Origin of the sequence: Nonomuraea sp. CA-143628 (assembly GCF_050942315.1) — a bacterium.
Classification (GTDB): Bacteria; Actinomycetota; Actinomycetes; order Streptosporangiales; family Streptosporangiaceae; genus Nonomuraea.
On sequence record NZ_CP192072.1, the window covers coordinates 3,448,132 to 3,464,165 of the forward strand.

The window sequence follows — 16,034 nt, forward strand, 5'->3', positions numbered from 1 at the left end:
TGCGGGGTCCCGGCGTGAAGAGCCGCTAACAGGGGACATCGAGCAGGGCGATCGCTTCCAGTACATCGGTCACCTCGTGGTCCGCCCCCGGGGATAACCCCGGTGACAGGCCGCGGTCGATCCAGATCGTGTGCAGGCCCGCGCCGCGCCCACCCGCCACGTCCTTCTCCACGTCGTCCCCGATCATCCAGTCCCCGTCCGCCAGGGTGGTGTCGCACCGGCGGGCGGCGATCTCGAACAGCTCGCGGTCCGGCTTGCTGAAGCCCTCGGCGTCGGAGATGGCCCAGCCGTCCACCCGGTCCACCAGGCCGCTGTGGTGGATCTTGCCGGACTGGTTGTCGGCCATGCCGTTGGTCACGATGCCGACCCGCCAGCCGGACATGCGCAGGCGATCGAGGGACTCGAGTACGGCGGGGCGGCAGGTGACGAGGTGCGGCAGACGGTCACGGTAGCCCTGCCACAGCGACTCGGCCGACTCGGCGAGCCCGAACCGCTCGCGGACGTGGGTGAAGAACGTGCTCATCGGGATGGAGCCGTCAGCGTCCAGTTCGATCATCCACGCCACATCCTGCGCGCCCAGTCCCCTGTCGGCGGCGAACTCGGCGGCCCAGCGCTTGAAGGCGTCGAGGCGGTCGATCAGGGTGTTGTCGAGGTCGAAGAGTGCCAGCACGCCTCAGGACCATACAGGTGTTCGATGACGCGCGGCGGCCTTCCACGCAACAGGTGATCAACGGTTGTGCGCCCGGTCGTCACTCACCGGCCACTTTGCCGGTCTAACGTACGCGGCATGCTGACGCGCAGATTATTCGCGAGCGCTCTGGCCGTCCTGACCGGTGGTACGGTCGCGGTCGTGCTGCTCCAGCCCCACACCGCCACGGCCGAGCGCCGCGCCCAGGCCCCCGTCGTCATCGGGCACCGGGGCGCCAGCGCCCACCGGCCCGAGCACACGCTGCTGTCGTACGAGGCGGCCATCGCGATGGGCGCCGACTACATCGAGCCCGACCTGGTCTCCACCAAGGACCACATCCTGGTGGCCAGGCACGAGAACGACATCACCGGCACCACCGACGTGGCCGCGCACCCGGAGTTCGCCGACCGGCGCGCCACCAAGACGGTCGACGGGCGGCCGATCACCGGGTGGTTCACCGAGGACTTCACGCTGGCCGAGCTGAAGACGCTGCGCGCCAAGGAACGCGTGCCCGACCTGCGGCCCGACAACACGGCCTTCGACGGGGTGGCGGAGATCCCGACGTTCGAGGAGGTCGTGCGGCTGGCGCAGCGCCACGGCGTGGGCGTCTATCCCGAGACCAAGCATCCGACGTACTTCGACTCCATCGGCCTGTCGCTGGAAGAGCCGCTGCTGGAGACGCTCAACAGCAACCACATGCGCAAGGTGTACATCCAGTCGTTCGAGACGGCGAACCTGCGGGAACTGCGCAAGAAGACCAGGCTGCCGCTGATCCAGCTGATCACGTTCGGCGGGGCGCCGTACGACTGGATCGCCGCCGGCGATCAGCGCACTTATGACGACATGGTAAAGCCGGACGGGCTGCGCGAGGTGGCCTCGTACGCGAACGGGATCGGCGTGGACACCCGCCGCGTCGTGCCCGTGGGAGCGGACGGCAAGCTGACGGAGCCCACCACGCTCGTCCAGGACGCCCACCGCAGGCGGCTGGACGTGCACGTCTGGACCGTCCGCAACGAGAATTCCCAGCTCCCCCTCGACTACCGGCTGGGCAACCCGGCCAGCCCCGCCTTCCCGCGCGCCACCGGCGACGTGATGGGCTGGCTGACCAGGCTGCTCGACCTGGGCGTGGACGGCGCGTTCTGTGACGATCCGGCCATGGGCCGGGCCGTGGTGGCACAGCGGACAACTTAGCCCGGGGTTGCCCGGAACGACCGATCGACGTGGGCGGGCCGCTGTGACGCTGGTCGGCGGGCTCGCTCGTTAGAGTGGGCGGATCTTCAGAATCGCCGTGCTCGCCGTCGCCCTCGTGGCGACGGCGGGCGACCTCGTCTGGGGGCTCAGCCACGCCGCGACGCCGCCCCTCATCCAGTTGCCCCTGCTCGCCGTGGGCCTCGCGGGCGGCTGGTCGTTCGTCGTCTCGGGGCTGGTCGTCAGGGCCAGGCGGCCCGTGGGCGGCACGGGCGGGCTGATGGCCGGGGTGGGGCTCTGCCTGCTGCTGTCGGGCGTGAACTACCTTCAGGAACGCTGGGCCCTGCTGACCGGGAACGTGATCGGTTGGCTGGCCCTGACGCTGCTCGCGCACGTCGTGCTGGTCATGCCCGAGGGCAGGGCTGTCGGGCGCAGGCAGCGGGCCACCGTTCTCGTCCTGTATCTCGGCATGGCGCAGGCGCTGGCGATCTGGCTGCGGTTCGGCCGGTTCGGCGACGGCAGCTGCACCTGCCTGCCGCTGCTGCCCGGCGGCGAGGGCGTCTCGCGGCCGCTGATCGCGGCCGTGGCCGTCTTCCTGTGGCTCTTCGGGCTGGGGATGACGGCGATGCTCGGCTGGCGCTGGCTGGTCCGGCTGCCCGCGCCGCGCCGCCACACGTTCGCTCCGGTCGCGCTGGCGGGCGGGCTGATGCTGCTCGCCACCTGGACCCGGCAGGCCGTCTACATCTGGCCGGACGCCACCAACTCCCCTCTCCAGGCGGTCCTGCACGGGGTGCAACTGCTCACGCTGGCGACGTGGCCGCTGGGGGTGCTCGCGGGACTCATGCGCGCCCGGCCCGACCAGGCGGCGGTGGCCCGGCTCGCGACCGGGCACGACCTGTCGCCCGGCGCGCTGGAGAAGACGCTCGCGAACGTCCTGCGCGACCCGACGCTACGCCTCGGCTACTGGACGGGTGATGGGTACGTCGGCGCGGCGGGTGATCCGCTGACGGTCGCGGGAACGCGGTCCGCCGCGTACCTGGAGGTCGGTGGGGAACCGGCCGCCGTGCTCCTGTACGACCCGGCGCTGGACCTCGACCCGGAGCCGGTGCGGTCGGTGGCGGCCATCACCCGGCTGATCGTGGAGAACGAACGCATGCGGGCCGCGCTGGCCGCCCAGCTCGCGGAGGTGCGGGCGTCCAGGGCCCGCATCGTGGCCGCCGGCGACGCCGAACGCAGCCGCATCGAACGCAACCTGCACGACGGAGCCCAGCAGCGGCTCGCGGGCTTGGCGGTGCTGCTCGGGCACGCCCGGCTGCGCAACGCCGATGCCGGGGTGGCGGACCTGCTCGACGAGGCGGTGACGGGGGTACGGGCGGCGCTGGCCGAGCTGCGCGAGCTGGCGGGCGGCATCCATCCGGCCATCCTGAGCCAGTCGGGGCTGGCCGCCGCGCTGCACTCGCTCGCGGAGCGCTCGCCCGTCCCCGCCGTGGTGGAGGAGGCGCCGGATGGGCGGCTGCCGCCCGACGCCGAACAGGCGGCCTACTTCGTCGCTGCCGAGGCGCTCGCCAACGTGGCCAAGCACGCGGACGCGTCCAAGGCGTCGATCAGGGCCGTCGTGCGTGATGACGTCCTGCTGCTGGAGGTGACGGACGACGGGACGGGCGGCGCGCGAGCAGAGGCGGGTACGGGCCTGCGCGGCCTCGCCGACCGGGTGGCCGCACTGGACGGCCTGCTGCACGTGCACAGCCCACCAGACCACGGCACCCGCGTGACGGCCGAGATCCCGCTCGCCGGTCAGGAGCCTTAAGTGTTAGGAGCGTTAGGTGTTAGGAGCGTTGAGTGTCAGGAGCGTTGAGTGTCAGGAGCTTTGAGTGTCAGGAGCGTTGAGTGTCAGGAGCGCAGATAGGTCAGGACGGCCAGGACGCGGCGGTGGTCGTCCTCCGCCGCGGTCAGGCCCAGCCGGACGAAGATGTTGTGCACGTGCGTCTCCACTGTCTTGGGGCTCAGGTGCAGGCGGCGGCTGATCGCCTGGTTGGAACGGCCTTCGGCCATCAGCCCGAGCACCTCCCGCTCCCGGCCGCTGAGCCGGGCGACCGGGCCGTTGCCGCGTCGCCTGCCGACGAGCCGCTGGACGACGTCCGGATCGATCACCGTGGCCCCGTCGCGTACCCGCTTGAGCGCGTCGGTCAGCTCGGTGACGTCGGCGACCCGGTCCTTGAGCAGGTAGCCCACTCCCCGGGCGTCCTCGCCCAGCAGGCCGACCACGTGCCGCGTCTCGATGTGGTTCGACAGCACCAGGACGCCCACCCCCGGCTGCTCTTTGCGGATGAGGTACGCCGCCTCCAGCCCCTCGGCGTTGAACCCGGGCGGCATCCGTACGTCCACGATGACCACGTCGGGCGGGTCGGCCCGGACCGAGGTCAGCAGGCTCGCGGCGTCGCCGACCTCCGCGGTGACCGTGACACCGCAGTCTCCGAGCAGCCTGGCCAGCCCTTGCCTGAACAACACGCTGTCCTCAGCCAGCACGACGCGCATAGTGAGGGACAGCCTAGCTTTCAGGGTTAACCCTGAGCGGATTGGGGGACTGCCCGGTGGGCAGCCCGGCCCGGTGTTGCCAGCCTTTCCAGAGTGAAAGACTTCGACTCCACGGCGGCCATCAGGCTGATAGAGGTGACCCGGCGTTTCGGCCGGGGCAAGAGCGCCGTGGCCGCACTGCGCGGCGTTTCCGTCGGCCTGAGGGCCGGCTCCTTCACCGCGATCATGGGACCGTCGGGATCGGGCAAGAGCACCCTGCTGCAGTGCGCGGCGGGCCTGGACCGGCCGACCTCCGGCCGCGTGCTGCTGGGCGAGACCGATCTGGCCACGATGAACGAGTCACAGCTGACCCGGCTGCGCCGGGACCGGATCGGCTTCGTGTTCCAGTCCTTCAACCTCATCCCAGCGCTGACGGCCCAGCAGAACATCACGCTGCCGCTGCGCCTGGCAGGTCGTCGCGCCGACCAGGAGTGGCTGGCCGACCTGGTCAAGCGCACCGGGCTGAGCCAGCGGATCGGCCATCGTCCCACGGAGATGTCGGGCGGGCAGCAGCAGCGGGTGGCCATCGCCCGCGCGCTGATCACCCGGCCGGCCGTGGTCTTCGGGGACGAGCCGACGGGCGCGCTCGACATCGCCACGGGCCGGGAGGTCCTCACGCTGCTCAGGGAGGTGGTCGACGCGCTCGGCCAGACCCTGGTCATGGTGACCCACGACCCCGTCGCCGCCTCGTACGCCGACCAGGTGCTCTTCCTGGCCGACGGCTCGATCGTCGACAGCATGGACCGGCCCACCGCCGACCAGGTCGCCTCGCGGCTGACGCGCCTGGGCGGGTGACGGCATGCTGCGCCTCACGTTGAGCACCATTCGTACCCGCAAGATCGGGTTTGCCGGGTCCGTCGCCTCCGTGCTGGTCGCGGTGGCGTTGATCTCGGCCTGTTTCATGATGATCCAGTCGGGGCTGAGCGCGACGCCCGAGGTGGACCGGTTCGGGGACACGGCCGCCGTCGTACGCGCCGATACGGACCTGCACGTCGGCTCGGGCGACGACGAGGAGACCGTGCCGCTGGAACAGCCGCCCCGCCTTTCGGCGGCGCGGCTCGCGGAGCTGCGCGCCGTGCCCGGCGTCGCGGCCGTGGTCGCCGACACGCCGTTCTACGCGCAGGCGGTGGACCGGCACGGTGCCTCCCTGGCCGGGCCGGGGGACGGGCCGTCGTGGGGGCACGGCTGGCCGGTAGCGCGGCTCACCCCGTTCGTGCTGTCCGCCGGGCGGGGTCCGGAGGCGGACGACGAGGTCGTGCTCGACGCCGACCTGGCGCGGCGCGCCTCCGTCCGCCCAGGGGACGAGGTACGGGTCGTCACCGTGGCGGGCACCCAGCGCTTCCGGGTCAGCGGCGTGGCGCGGCTGGCCACGGGCCGTACCGGACTGCCGACGCAGTCCGCGCTCTTCTTCACCGAGCGGGCCGCCGCCCGGCTGTCCGGCGCGGACGGTACGGACCGCGCGGCTGGCTCGGACGGCTCGGACGGCTCGGACGGCGCGGACGGCTCGGACGGCGCGGACGGCTCGAACGGCGCGGGTGGCGTGGATGGCGCGGCGGAATTCGCCGGAGTGCTCGCCCGCCCCGGGACCTCGGGCGCCGAGCTGGCGGACCGCCTGCGTCAGACCCTCCGGGATCCCGGTCTGCGGGTGCTGACCGGGGACGAGCGGGCTCGGGCGGGGACGCCGGAGACGGCGGAGAAGCTGGAGTACTCGACGGAGCTGTTCGGGCCGATGGCCGGGATCGGCGGTTTCCTCGCCGTCTTCGTCATCGGCGGCACTTTCGGCCTGTCGATCCTGCAACGCCGCCGCGAGATCGCGCTGCTGCGGGCCATCGGCACCACTCCGGGACAGATCAGGCGCATGATCGCCGGAGAGGCGGTCGTGGTGGCACTGGTGGCCGCCCTGCCGGGCTACGCGCTGAGCGTCCCGCTGGCGCATCTGCTGCGCGCCGTGCTGGTCGGGCAGGGTCTCGCGCCGCCGGAGTTCGTCGTGGTGACGGGCCCGCTGCCGCTGGTCATCGGTGGCGGCGCCGGGCTGCTGCTGACGCTGCTGTCGGCCCTCACCGCGGTACGCCAGGCGGCCCGGGTCCGCCCGGCCGAGGCGCTGCAGGAGGCCGCCGGGCCGAGGCGGGTGATGACCTTGCCGCGCCTGCTGTTCGCGCTGGTCATGCTGGGCGGTGGGGCGGTCATCCTGGCGCTCAGCCAGCATCTCGGCGGTGAGGTCGGCGTCGCCTTCCTGGCCTTGGTGGTCATCTTGTTCATCGGCGCGGCCGGGCTGCTGTCCCCGGTCCTGACGCGGGTGCTGGAGCGGCCGGCCGGCGCGGCCGTCCGGGCCGTCACGCGGACGACCGGCTGGCTGGCGCATGCCAACTCCGCCGCCGCTGTCCGCCGGGTGTCGTCGGCCGCGGCGGCGATCATGATCAGCGTGGCCATGGCCGGATACGCGCTGCTGGTGACCGCCGTGCTGAACGACACCACGGCGGCCCAGGGCCGGGAGCGGGTCGTCGCGGACCGCGTCCTGGTGTCGCGCAACGGCCTGGGGCTGCCTCCCGGCGTCGCCGACGCGACCCGGCGGTTGCCCGGCGCCGAGACGGTCTCCGCCGTGCGCGCGACCTCGTTCGTGTCGTACGTCCTCGGCACGCCCGACGTGCTGCCCGCGCAGCTGGTAGACCCTGACACCATCGGCAAGGTGCTCGACCTGCGCGTCCTGGAAGGCTCGCTCGCCGCCGTCAAGGAGGCGGGGACCGTCGCGGTCAGCCGTACCCACGCCGGTGAGCACGACTGGCACGTCGGATCCCGCTTCCACGGGTGGCTGGCCGACGGCAGCCCCGTCGACCTGCGTGTGGGTGCCGTCTTCGACCGAGGACTCGGCTTCGCCGACATCGTCCTCGCACGCACCGAGGCACGGGCCGAAGCACAGGCCGGGGTACGGACCGAGGCACGGGCTGGGATACGGGCCGGGCTCGACAGCGCCGTCCTGATCCGCGCCCGGCCGGGGCATGCCGAAGAGCTGGACCGGGCGCTGGCCGCCTTCGAGCGGGAGCAGCCCGGCGTACGGGCGCTGGACCGGGAGGAGTACGGCGGGGCCGCCGAGACGTCGATCGAGCGGAACATCACCGGGACCTACCTGGTGCTCGCCGTGCTGGTGTCGTTCACGGCGGTGTCGCTGGTGAACACGCTGGTCATGGGGACCGCGGCCAGGACCAGGGAGTTCGCGCTGCTGCGGGCGGTCGGGGCGAGCCGCAGGCAGATCGTCCGCATGATCGGCTGGGAGACGGGGATCGTGCTGGCGATCGGGGTGGTCGTCGGGACGGTGATCGCCTGCGTCGCGCTGGCCGGGGCCAACGGGGCGCTGTCGGGCAGCATGATGCTGACCGGGTTGCCGATGCCGCTCTACCCATTGGTGCTGGCGGGCGTCGCCGTCATGGGGCTGGCGAGCGGCCTGCTGGCGGCGGGAATGGCGCTGCTGTCCCGCCCGATGGACGCCCTGGGCGGCGCCCGCGAGTGACAGCGCGGCGCACACGCGGCACCTCGGCTGTGACGGCGCCACGCCGTCACAGCCGGTCGGGTTCCAAGGCGGCTACCGGAGCTCGCGCTTGAGGATCTTGCCCGTGGCGGTCATCGGCAGCGCGTCGCGGAACTCCACGACGCGCGGGTACTTGTAGGCCGCCATGTTCGCCTTGGCCCAGGCGATCAGGTCGTCCTCGGTCGCGGTCGAGCCGGGCGTACGGATGATGTACGCCTTGATCTCCTCGCCGAGCGACTCGTGCGAAACGCCCACGACGGCGGCCAGCGAGACGGCCTCGTGGGTCATCAGGACCTCTTCGAGCTCGCGCGGGTAGACGTTGAACCCGCCACGGATGATCATGTCCTTGGACCGGTCGACGATCGCGTAGTAACCGTCGGCGTCACGGGTGGCGATGTCGCCGCTGCGGAACCAGCCGTCGCGCATCACCTCGGCCGTGGCCTCCGAACGGCCGTAGTAGCCCTTCATGATGTTGTGGCCGCGGATCGCGATCTCGCCCGGCCCCTCGCCCTCGACCGTCTTCCAGTCGCTGTCGATGAGCTTCATCTCCACGCCCCAGATCGGGGTGCCGACCGTGCCCGGCTTGGCGGGGTGGTCCGGCTGGTTGAAGCTGGCCACCGGTGAGGTCTCCGACAGGCCGTACCCCTCGAGGATGGCGACGCCGAACGTCTTCTCGAAGTCCTTCAGCACCTCGAGCGGAGAGGCGGAGCCGCCCGCGACGGCGGTGCGTAGGCTCGCGGGCGGTGTAACGCCGTCCGCGTGGACCTTCGACAGCATCGCCCAGTACATGGTCGGCACGCCGGCGAAGAACGTGACGCCCTCCTTGGCCATGAGCGCGAGCGCGTCGCCCGGCTCGAAGCGCGGCATCAGCACGATCGAGGCCCGCCGCAGGAACCCCTGGTTCAGCACGACCGTCTGCCCGAACGAGTGGAACATCGGCAGCACCGCCATCATGACGTCGCCGCCCTCGGCGCTCGGGAACATCCGGTCGCAGACGATGGCGTTCATCAGCATGTTCTGGTGGCTGAGCTCGGCGCCCTTGGGCTGGCCCGTGGTGCCGGAGGTGTAGAGGATCACCGCCGTGTCCTCGGCCGCCGTCTGCACGGTCTCGAACACGCCGGACATGCCGTCGAGCGCCGCCCAGATCGACTCGCCGTACACGGACTCGGTCGCCAGCGGCGTGGCGGGCAGCACGAAGAAGTGCTCACACCCCTCGGCCGCCTCGAAGCCGGCCTTGCCGCGCTCGCCCAGCGGCAGCTCGGGCGTGCCCTCGAAGCAGAACAGCGCCTTGGCGTCGCTGTCGTCAAGGTGGTAGGCGATCTCCCGCGACTGCAGCAGCACGTTGAGGGGCACCACCGTCGCCCCGGCCTTGAGGATGCCGTAGTAGACGAACGGGAAGTACGGCAGGTTGGGGCAGGCCAGCGCGACCTTGTCACCCTTGCCGATGCCGCGCGAGACCAGCAGGTTGGCCACCTGCGCGGCCACGGTGTCGATCATTGAGTACGGCAGGCGCATGTCCCCGAAGACGATGGCCGTGCCGTCCGGCGTGGCCCTGGCACTGTCCTCCAGGACGATCGACAGGTTGAGCATGAGCGCCTTCCTCCCTGTGTACACGGCTTGCGCGCCATCATGGCAGGAAGGCATACCGGCCGGTAGGGGTAAAACCCGCACCCTACGGTCACCTCAGAGGGCGGTTAAGGATGCGTATGGACGCGGTACATCGCCTGGGAGTAAGCAAGTACCAGATTACTTATGCCTGGGAGGGGCCATGGAGTACGACTACGTGATCGTCGGGGCCGGGTCGGCGGGGTGTGTCCTGGCCAACAGGCTGTCGGCCGATCCCGGGGTGTCCGTGGCCCTGATCGAGGCGGGCGGCAAGGACGACAAGCTGGAGATCCGCATGCCCGCGGGCTTCGCCAAGCTGTTCAAGACCGACTACGACTGGAACTACACCACCGCCAAACAGGGCGAGATGTCCGGCCGCGAGCTCTACTGGCCCAGGGGCAGGGTGCTCGGCGGCTCGTCCTCACTCAACGCGCAGATGTGGGTACGCGGCTGCGAGCGCGACTACGACCAGTGGGGGATCCCGGGCTGGACCTACGACGACGTCCTGCCGTACTTCATCAAGGCCGAGCACCGCGTCGGCAGCAACAACGGCGGCGTCTACGGCTCGTCCGGTCCGCTGTTCATCTCCGAGCTGCGCAGCCCCAACATCACCACCGCGGCCTTCCTCAAAGCCTGCGACGAGCTCGGATTACAGCGGCTGGCCGAGCTCAACGGCCGCTCCAACGAGGGCTACAGCGCCACGCCCGTCACCCAGAACCGGGGCAGGAGGTGGAGCTCCGCCGACGCCTACCTGCGCCCGGCGCTGAAGCGGCCCAACCTGACGGTGATCACCGGCGCGACCGTGGACCGGGTGGTGTTCGACGGTACGCGGGCCGTCGGCGTCGAGCACGACGGCGGCGCGCAGGTCAAGGCCAGGCGGGAGGTCATCCTGTCGGCGGGGGCGATCGGCTCCCCGTACCTGCTCATGCGCTCGGGGGTCGGCGCGGCCGACGAGCTGCGCGACGAGGGCGTCACGATCGTGCGGGACCTGCCCGAGGTCGGCAAGAATCTTCAGGACCACCTGTCGACCGGCGTGTACGTGCAGTCCAAGCAGCCGGTCACGCTGACCAAGGCGGAGTCGATCGGCAACCTCCTGCGCTACATCGTGCTGCGCTCCGGCATGCTCACCACGAACGTGGGCGAGGCGGTGGCGTTCATCAGGACCTCGCCGGAGGAGCCCGCCCCCGACATCGAGCTGATCTTCGCGCCCGGCCCGTTCATCGACCACGGCCTCACGCCGCCGACCGGCCACGGGCTGACCGTCGGCGTGGTGCTGCTGCAGCCGGAGAGCCGCGGCCGGGTCGGGCTGAGCGGCCGCGAGGTGGTGATCGACCCCGGCTACCTGACCCGGGAGGCCGACGTCAAGCGGCTGGTCGCCGGGCTGAAGACGGCCAAGCAGGTCTTCGCCACCACCGCGATGAAGGAGTACGCGGGCGGCCCGATGGCCCCCTACCAGGGGCCGGAGAGCGACGCCGAGCTCACCCAGTGGGTACGCGAGCGCGGCGAGACCCTCTACCACCCGGTCGGCACCTGCCGCATGGGCACCGACGCCGAGTCGGTCGTCGACCCGGAGCTCAAGGTACGCGGCCTCGACGGGCTCAGGGTCGTCGACGTGTCGATCATGCCGACCCTGAACCGTGGACACACGCACGCCCCGGCCATCATGATCGGCGAGAAGGGGGCCGAGCTCGTCGCCAAGCGCCCCTTGACGTAAGTGACTACTTGCAGAAGGCTTGGTGTTCATGACGCTCTCCAGTGACCTGGACATCTCGCAACTGGTGTTCTGGGGGCTGCCCCAGGCTGAGCGCATGGCCGCCTTCCGCCGGTTGCGCCAGCTGGACGAGCCGGTGTTCCTGACGGAGCAGGCCGTGCCGTTCATCAAGGGCGGCCCCGGCTACTACGCCCTGGTGCGCCACGCGGACGTGACCGAGGCCAGCAGGAACGCGGCCGTCTTCAGCAGTGAGCCGTGTTCCAACAGCGTGCCCGACATGCCGCGCTGGCTGGCCGTGTACTTCGGTTCGATGATCAACATGGACGACCCGCGGCACGCCCGGCTGCGCCGGATCGTGTCCAGGGCGTTCACGCCGCGCATCCTGTCCAAGATGGAGGAGGACCTGGCCACGGCCGCCGCCGAGATCGTGGACCGGGCGATCGAGGAGGGACCGGGCGACTTCGTGGCGCAGATCGCCGCCCGGCTGCCGGTCCGCGTCATCTGCGACATGATGGGCATTCCGGCGACATTTCATGACATGGTGCTTCGGCGGACCAACGTGATCCTCGGCAACGCCGACCCCGAGTACACCGGCATCGACCCCGAGTTCAGCCGCGTCAACGTGGCCCGCGGCCTGGCCAAGCTGCTGCACGCCGGCTTCTCCCTGAACCGGCTCGCCGCCCGCCTGGGCGACGAGCGGCGCAAGAATCCCACGGGCGACCTGGTCAGCCTGCTGGTCAACGGCGAGGAGCGGCTCACCTCGCAGGAGCTGGGCTCGTTCTTCATCCTGCTCGTGGTGGCCGGCAGCGAGACCACCCGCAACGCCATCGCGTACGGGCTCAAGCTCTTCACCGACCACCCCGAGCAGCGGCAACTGCTCCTGGACGACTTCGACGGCCGCGTCACCAAGGCGTGCGACGAGATCGTGCGCTATGCCACGCCGGTGATCCAGTTCCGCCGCACGCTCACGCGGGACCATGAGATGAACGGCATGCGCTACAAGAAGGGGGACAAGGTCCTGCTCTTCTACAACTCGGCCAACCGTGACGAGACGGTGTTCAAGGACCCCGACACGTTCGACATCACCCGCGACCCGAACCCGCACGTCGGCTTCGGCGGTCCCGGCCCGCACTTCTGCCTGGGCGCCCACCTGGCGCGCAGGGAGATGACCGTGATGTTCCGCGAGCTGTTCACCCGTCTGCCGGGCATCAGGTCAGAGGGGGAGCCCGACTTCCTGCTGTCCAACTTCATCAATGGGATCAAGCACTTGAAGTACACCTTCTGACGCCTGTGCCGACCTGCGGTTTTATGGCCTGCCTATCGTTGAACTCGCAGGTCCTTGAACTGCGTGCGGTAAGCGCAGGAGGTGCGCGGCAGGCTCAGCCGCCGCTAGGCGTCGGCCGACGGCCCGGCCGTCAGGCTGCGCAGCTCGCGAGCCGACTCCAGTTCGCGGCCCTTCTCCGGCAGGCCATCGAGCATCTGCCCGATGATGCGACTCCGGATCGTGCTGACCGGCCACGTCTGCGCCGTTGCTATGGCCTGCCGCAGACCCTGGTCGACATCGCGGTCCCGGGCCTGCGTGAGGGCGTGCACGAGAGACAGGTTCGCGACGTTCCCCTGGAAAGCGGGCGGGCACAGCGTGCGAGCCTGCTCGGTCGCTTCCAGGGCGTCCCGAGTCTTCCCGATCAGCGCGTACGGGTAGGCCAGCGCCCACGCCTGCGCCCACTCCCGGAACGACCAGAGCGGCGACGTCTGGTCGCTGTTCACCGAGTCCGGGAGCGCATCGAACGTGCGCCGTAGGTCGGTCAGCGCCGCGTGCGTGTTCTCCGTGTCGCCCTGCGACGCCAGCAGGAATGCCCGGACCATGTGCGCCTCGGCGAGACTCCTGCTCGGCACACCATCGGCGATCTCGACTGCCTCGTTCGCGAGTTTCGCCATTACCGGCGCCGGCCGTCCGGCCCAGAACCCGTACTCGGCTTCCCATCCTCTAACCCAGACGCGCAGTTCGCGGTCGCCGGTGGCGTCTGCCGCGCGGCGGGCCAGTCGCCATGACCGCAGAGAGGAACCTTGATCTCCGATGTCGGACATCTCCATGCCCATGAGGACGGCAAGCTGGGCGCTGACCCTGAGCAGGCCGGAGCGGGCGGTGGCCGAGCTGGTGCGCTTCAAGATGGTGGAGACCTCGGCGAAATCGGACGCGATCGTCTGGAACACCGTGCCGGGCGGGTTGGTGTAGTAGGCGAAATCGTGCTCCCACACGATCTCGGCCCAGTCGTCCACACCGATGCCGCCGCGCCCCGCGATCGTGCGTTCAACGCCGGAGAACAGAGCGTCCCAAGTGGCCAGTGGGATCGCGGCCCCCGCCCCGAGAGCGGCGAGAATCTGCATCACAGCACGCCGTTCCATATCGCCATCCTCGTCGCGCGATGAGGGATCTGTGCTTTCACTCCTACCCATCCGGTAGCGGTCCAACTCGGTTATAGCGGAATGTAGCGCCACAAGTTGCCCGTTTGTCCCGTATAGGTCGTCCAAGCGTTCCAGCACGTCCGACGGCATTCGGGTAAGACCCCGTTCCCACTTGGACAGGTCGCCATAGTCGCACAGAGCCCGCCCTGCCGCCTCACGCAGATTGAGGTTGCACACGCCGTCACGCCAATGTCGCAGTTCAGCCCCCATCAAGTGCCAGGGCGATGCCGCGGGATCGACGACGTCAGGGCTGCGAGGCATTCAGGCCGATCTCCTCATTGTTGGGGTTGTTGGAATTCGCGAATCCAACATCCACCCCCTTGGATGTCCACCCCGAACTCTCCCACTATGACACTGCGCTTTCCGTTGGAAACGCGAAACCCCTGCACAGTGTATAAGCCCTGATCAGAAAGGCCGCCATGATGAATCCCGGCATTGATCTCAATTCGACCGACGCAATTGAGCTTGCCGGGCGGGAGGTCGAAATGGACCTGACCTATCCAGACGTAGAGTCCGCCCATCGAGTCGCCGCGATCAGGACGTGGCTCGAACTGGATCTGCGAGACCGTCAGCTCGCCGTGCTGCGCCTCAACTTCCCCCAGTGGGTGATCTCCTACCAGTTCGCGCAGCCTGGTTCGACCTGGCGAGCCGTACCGACCTGGCAGCTCACGGTGGAGCAGGTTGCCGCCGGCGTGCTGCGCCAGTTGGAGCGCGGAAACCCCATCGCCCTCATGGCGGACCTGAGCACTCAGATGTGGATCATCCGCGACATGCCCAGAACCCGCCCCTGATGCCCCCGGCTCCCGCTAGTCCCACGCCCGCTAGGGCCAGGGAAGGCGGGGTCACCGAAAGACCGTCACCCCAACTGCCACATCACGAGAGGAAGACAGCAATGGGCGGAAAGCATGAAGACCCCAACAGCGGCAAGGACAAGGAAGTCACCGGCAAAGAGGGCGGCACCGGCAGCACCAACGACCAGCATCAGGAGCCCCAAGGCGACCACGCCAAGGACAAGGGGAAGAAGTAGTGAGCCTCACCCCCGAGCGCCTCGACCGGCTTCTCGCCGCCCTCGACCCGGAGGGGTCGGGCGACATCGGCGAGCCCATCAAGGGCGCGGTCCGGAAGGTCCCCCGGCACCTGTTCATCCCCCCGGTCGGACTGGTCGTCGAGGACGGCCCGCCGTACCTGATCAACCGCGACGTGGACCCCGGCACCTGGTGGGACAGCGTCTACTCGCGCAGCATCATCGTCACCCAACTCGACGACGGTGCCACCGAGCTCACCGCGCTCAAGGGCGACTCCACGTCCTCGGCGTCCGCGCCGAGCACCGTCGCCGACCTGCTCCAGCGCCTCCAGACCAAGCCCGGCATGAAGGTGCTGGAGGTTGGGACGGGCACCGGGTGGACTGCCGGGCTGCTGTCCCATCTCGTCGCCGATCACGGGGAGGTGACCTCGATTGAGGTGGACGCGGCGGTCGCGGACCAGGCGGGCAAGAACCTCGCCGCCGCCGCCGTGCATCCGCACCTGGTCATCGGCGATGGGGCGTTTGGCTGCCCCGAACACGCGCCGTACGACCGGGTACACGTCACCTGCGGCATTCGCGACATCCCGTACGCGTGGGTCGAGCAGTGCAGGGTGGGTGCGGTCATCGTGCTGCCGTGGCATCCCGGCTACGGCACGAGCCACTGTCTGCGCCTGGAGGTGCAGGAGGACGGCACCGCCCTCGGCCGGGTGGTGGGGTTCGCCGGCTACATGATGATGCGGTCGCAGCGGCCCCACCTCAATGAGGACCAGCTCCCAGGGCAGGAGCGGCGGCACTACCGGACGGCGCTCGATCCGAGGGCGCTCGACCAGCTCTCCGCAGGCGCGGATCTGGCCATCGCGGCGCTGACCGGTGTCCGATCGCACACCAGCACCGGAACCGACGATGAGGGCGAGTACGTTCGGATGTGGGTCTCTGACCCGGCCGACTCGCACTCGTGGGCCGTGGCCACGTGGCGGCCCGACAGTGTGGACTACGGCGTTCAGCAGGTAGGCGACCGCCCGATGTGGGATGAAGTCGTCCAGGCGTACGCGCGGTGGGTGAGCTGGGGTGAGCCGCGCTGGGAGCGCTTCGGCGTGACCGTCACGCCCGAGGGCCAGCGGGTCTGGCTGGATACTCCGGAGGTTGTACTGAACAGCGCCTGAGCACGCAAAAGGCCCGACCCTCCTCTGAGGGCCGGGCCATCACATCGTCCTTGAGGATCATAGGCGGCGTCTCCGTGCGCGGCCGCGACGGC

At 70.0% G+C, this 16,034-nt stretch carries 13 protein-coding genes and 1 pseudogene; 9 read left to right on the forward strand and 5 right to left on the reverse strand.

All coding sequences use genetic code 11. The annotated features are described in order from the left end of the window. Positions 1 to 25 precede the first annotated feature (25 nt). Positions 26 to 670, reverse strand: a complete 645-nt coding sequence (locus tag ACQP2T_RS16160) for an HAD family hydrolase (protein ID WP_433516949.1) — start codon at positions 668 to 670, stop codon at positions 26 to 28. A 117-nt stretch (positions 671 to 787) separates the two neighbouring features. On the opposite strand from ACQP2T_RS16160, the gene ACQP2T_RS16165 reads away from it, so the two are divergent. Continuing rightward, a complete protein-coding gene (locus ACQP2T_RS16165; RefSeq protein ID WP_433516950.1) occupies positions 788 to 1,879 on the forward strand; it encodes a glycerophosphodiester phosphodiesterase in 1,092 nt (363 codons plus the stop codon). A 97-nt stretch (positions 1,880 to 1,976) separates the two neighbouring features. Beyond that, the gene (locus tag ACQP2T_RS16170; RefSeq protein WP_433516951.1) at positions 1,977 to 3,683 is read left to right on the forward strand and encodes a sensor histidine kinase; all 1,707 of its coding nucleotides are present in this window, start codon (positions 1,977 to 1,979) and stop codon (positions 3,681 to 3,683) included. 83 nt (positions 3,684 to 3,766) lie between these two features. On the opposite strand, the gene ACQP2T_RS16175 is transcribed toward ACQP2T_RS16170, so the two are convergent. Next, on the reverse strand, positions 3,767 to 4,411 hold the full coding sequence (locus ACQP2T_RS16175) for a response regulator transcription factor (RefSeq protein WP_433516952.1): 645 nt from the start codon (positions 4,409 to 4,411) through the stop codon (positions 3,767 to 3,769). 93 nt (positions 4,412 to 4,504) lie between these two features. Between ACQP2T_RS16175 and ACQP2T_RS16180 the strand changes: the two genes are divergently transcribed. Both ACQP2T_RS16180 and ACQP2T_RS16185 read left to right on the forward strand, forming a co-directional pair. Then, positions 4,505 to 5,245 carry an ABC transporter ATP-binding protein gene (locus ACQP2T_RS16180; RefSeq protein WP_433516953.1) on the forward strand — a complete coding sequence of 247 codons (741 nt, stop codon included), beginning with the start codon at positions 4,505 to 4,507 and terminating at the stop codon, positions 5,243 to 5,245. A gap of 4 nt (positions 5,246 to 5,249) precedes the next feature. Continuing rightward, a complete protein-coding gene (locus ACQP2T_RS16185; RefSeq protein WP_433516954.1) occupies positions 5,250 to 7,955 on the forward strand; it encodes an FtsX-like permease family protein in 2,706 nt (901 codons plus the stop codon). A gap of 72 nt (positions 7,956 to 8,027) precedes the next feature. On the opposite strand, the gene ACQP2T_RS16190 is transcribed toward ACQP2T_RS16185, so the two are convergent. Further along, complete coding sequence (locus tag ACQP2T_RS16190) at positions 8,028 to 9,563, reverse strand: long-chain-fatty-acid--CoA ligase (RefSeq protein ID WP_433516955.1); 1,536 nt, start codon at positions 9,561 to 9,563, stop codon at positions 8,028 to 8,030. A gap of 178 nt (positions 9,564 to 9,741) precedes the next feature. Between ACQP2T_RS16190 and ACQP2T_RS16195 the strand changes: the two genes are divergently transcribed. Next, a complete protein-coding gene (locus ACQP2T_RS16195) occupies positions 9,742 to 11,292 on the forward strand; it encodes a GMC family oxidoreductase (protein WP_433516956.1) in 1,551 nt (516 codons plus the stop codon). A 28-nt stretch (positions 11,293 to 11,320) separates the two neighbouring features. Next, positions 11,321 to 12,574: a cytochrome P450 gene (locus ACQP2T_RS16200; RefSeq protein WP_433516957.1), complete on the forward strand. Its 1,254-nt coding sequence runs from the start codon at positions 11,321 to 11,323 to the stop codon at positions 12,572 to 12,574. A gap of 104 nt (positions 12,575 to 12,678) precedes the next feature. On the opposite strand, the gene ACQP2T_RS16205 is transcribed toward ACQP2T_RS16200, so the two are convergent. Next, positions 12,679 to 13,695 carry a hypothetical protein gene (locus tag ACQP2T_RS16205; protein WP_433520028.1) on the reverse strand — a complete coding sequence of 339 codons (1,017 nt, stop codon included), beginning with the start codon at positions 13,693 to 13,695 and terminating at the stop codon, positions 12,679 to 12,681. A 147-nt stretch (positions 13,696 to 13,842) separates the two neighbouring features. After that, positions 13,843 to 14,016, reverse strand: a pseudogene (locus ACQP2T_RS16210) (XRE family transcriptional regulator); the annotation flags it as partial. Positions 14,017 to 14,174: 158 nt separating this feature from the next. Between ACQP2T_RS16210 and ACQP2T_RS16215 the strand changes: the two are divergent. From ACQP2T_RS16215 to ACQP2T_RS16225, 3 genes are all read left to right on the forward strand, one after another. Beyond that, the gene (locus tag ACQP2T_RS16215; protein WP_433516958.1) at positions 14,175 to 14,546 is read left to right on the forward strand and encodes a hypothetical protein; all 372 of its coding nucleotides are present in this window, start codon (positions 14,175 to 14,177) and stop codon (positions 14,544 to 14,546) included. 101 nt (positions 14,547 to 14,647) lie between these two features. After that, on the forward strand, positions 14,648 to 14,782 hold the full coding sequence (locus tag ACQP2T_RS16220) for a hypothetical protein (protein WP_433516959.1): 135 nt from the start codon (positions 14,648 to 14,650) through the stop codon (positions 14,780 to 14,782). Further along, on the forward strand, positions 14,782 to 15,942 hold the full coding sequence (locus ACQP2T_RS16225) for a protein-L-isoaspartate O-methyltransferase family protein (RefSeq protein WP_433516960.1): 1,161 nt from the start codon (positions 14,782 to 14,784) through the stop codon (positions 15,940 to 15,942). Before ACQP2T_RS16220 ends, ACQP2T_RS16225 begins: the two co-directional genes overlap by 1 nt. Positions 15,943 to 16,034: the final 92 nt, after the last annotated feature.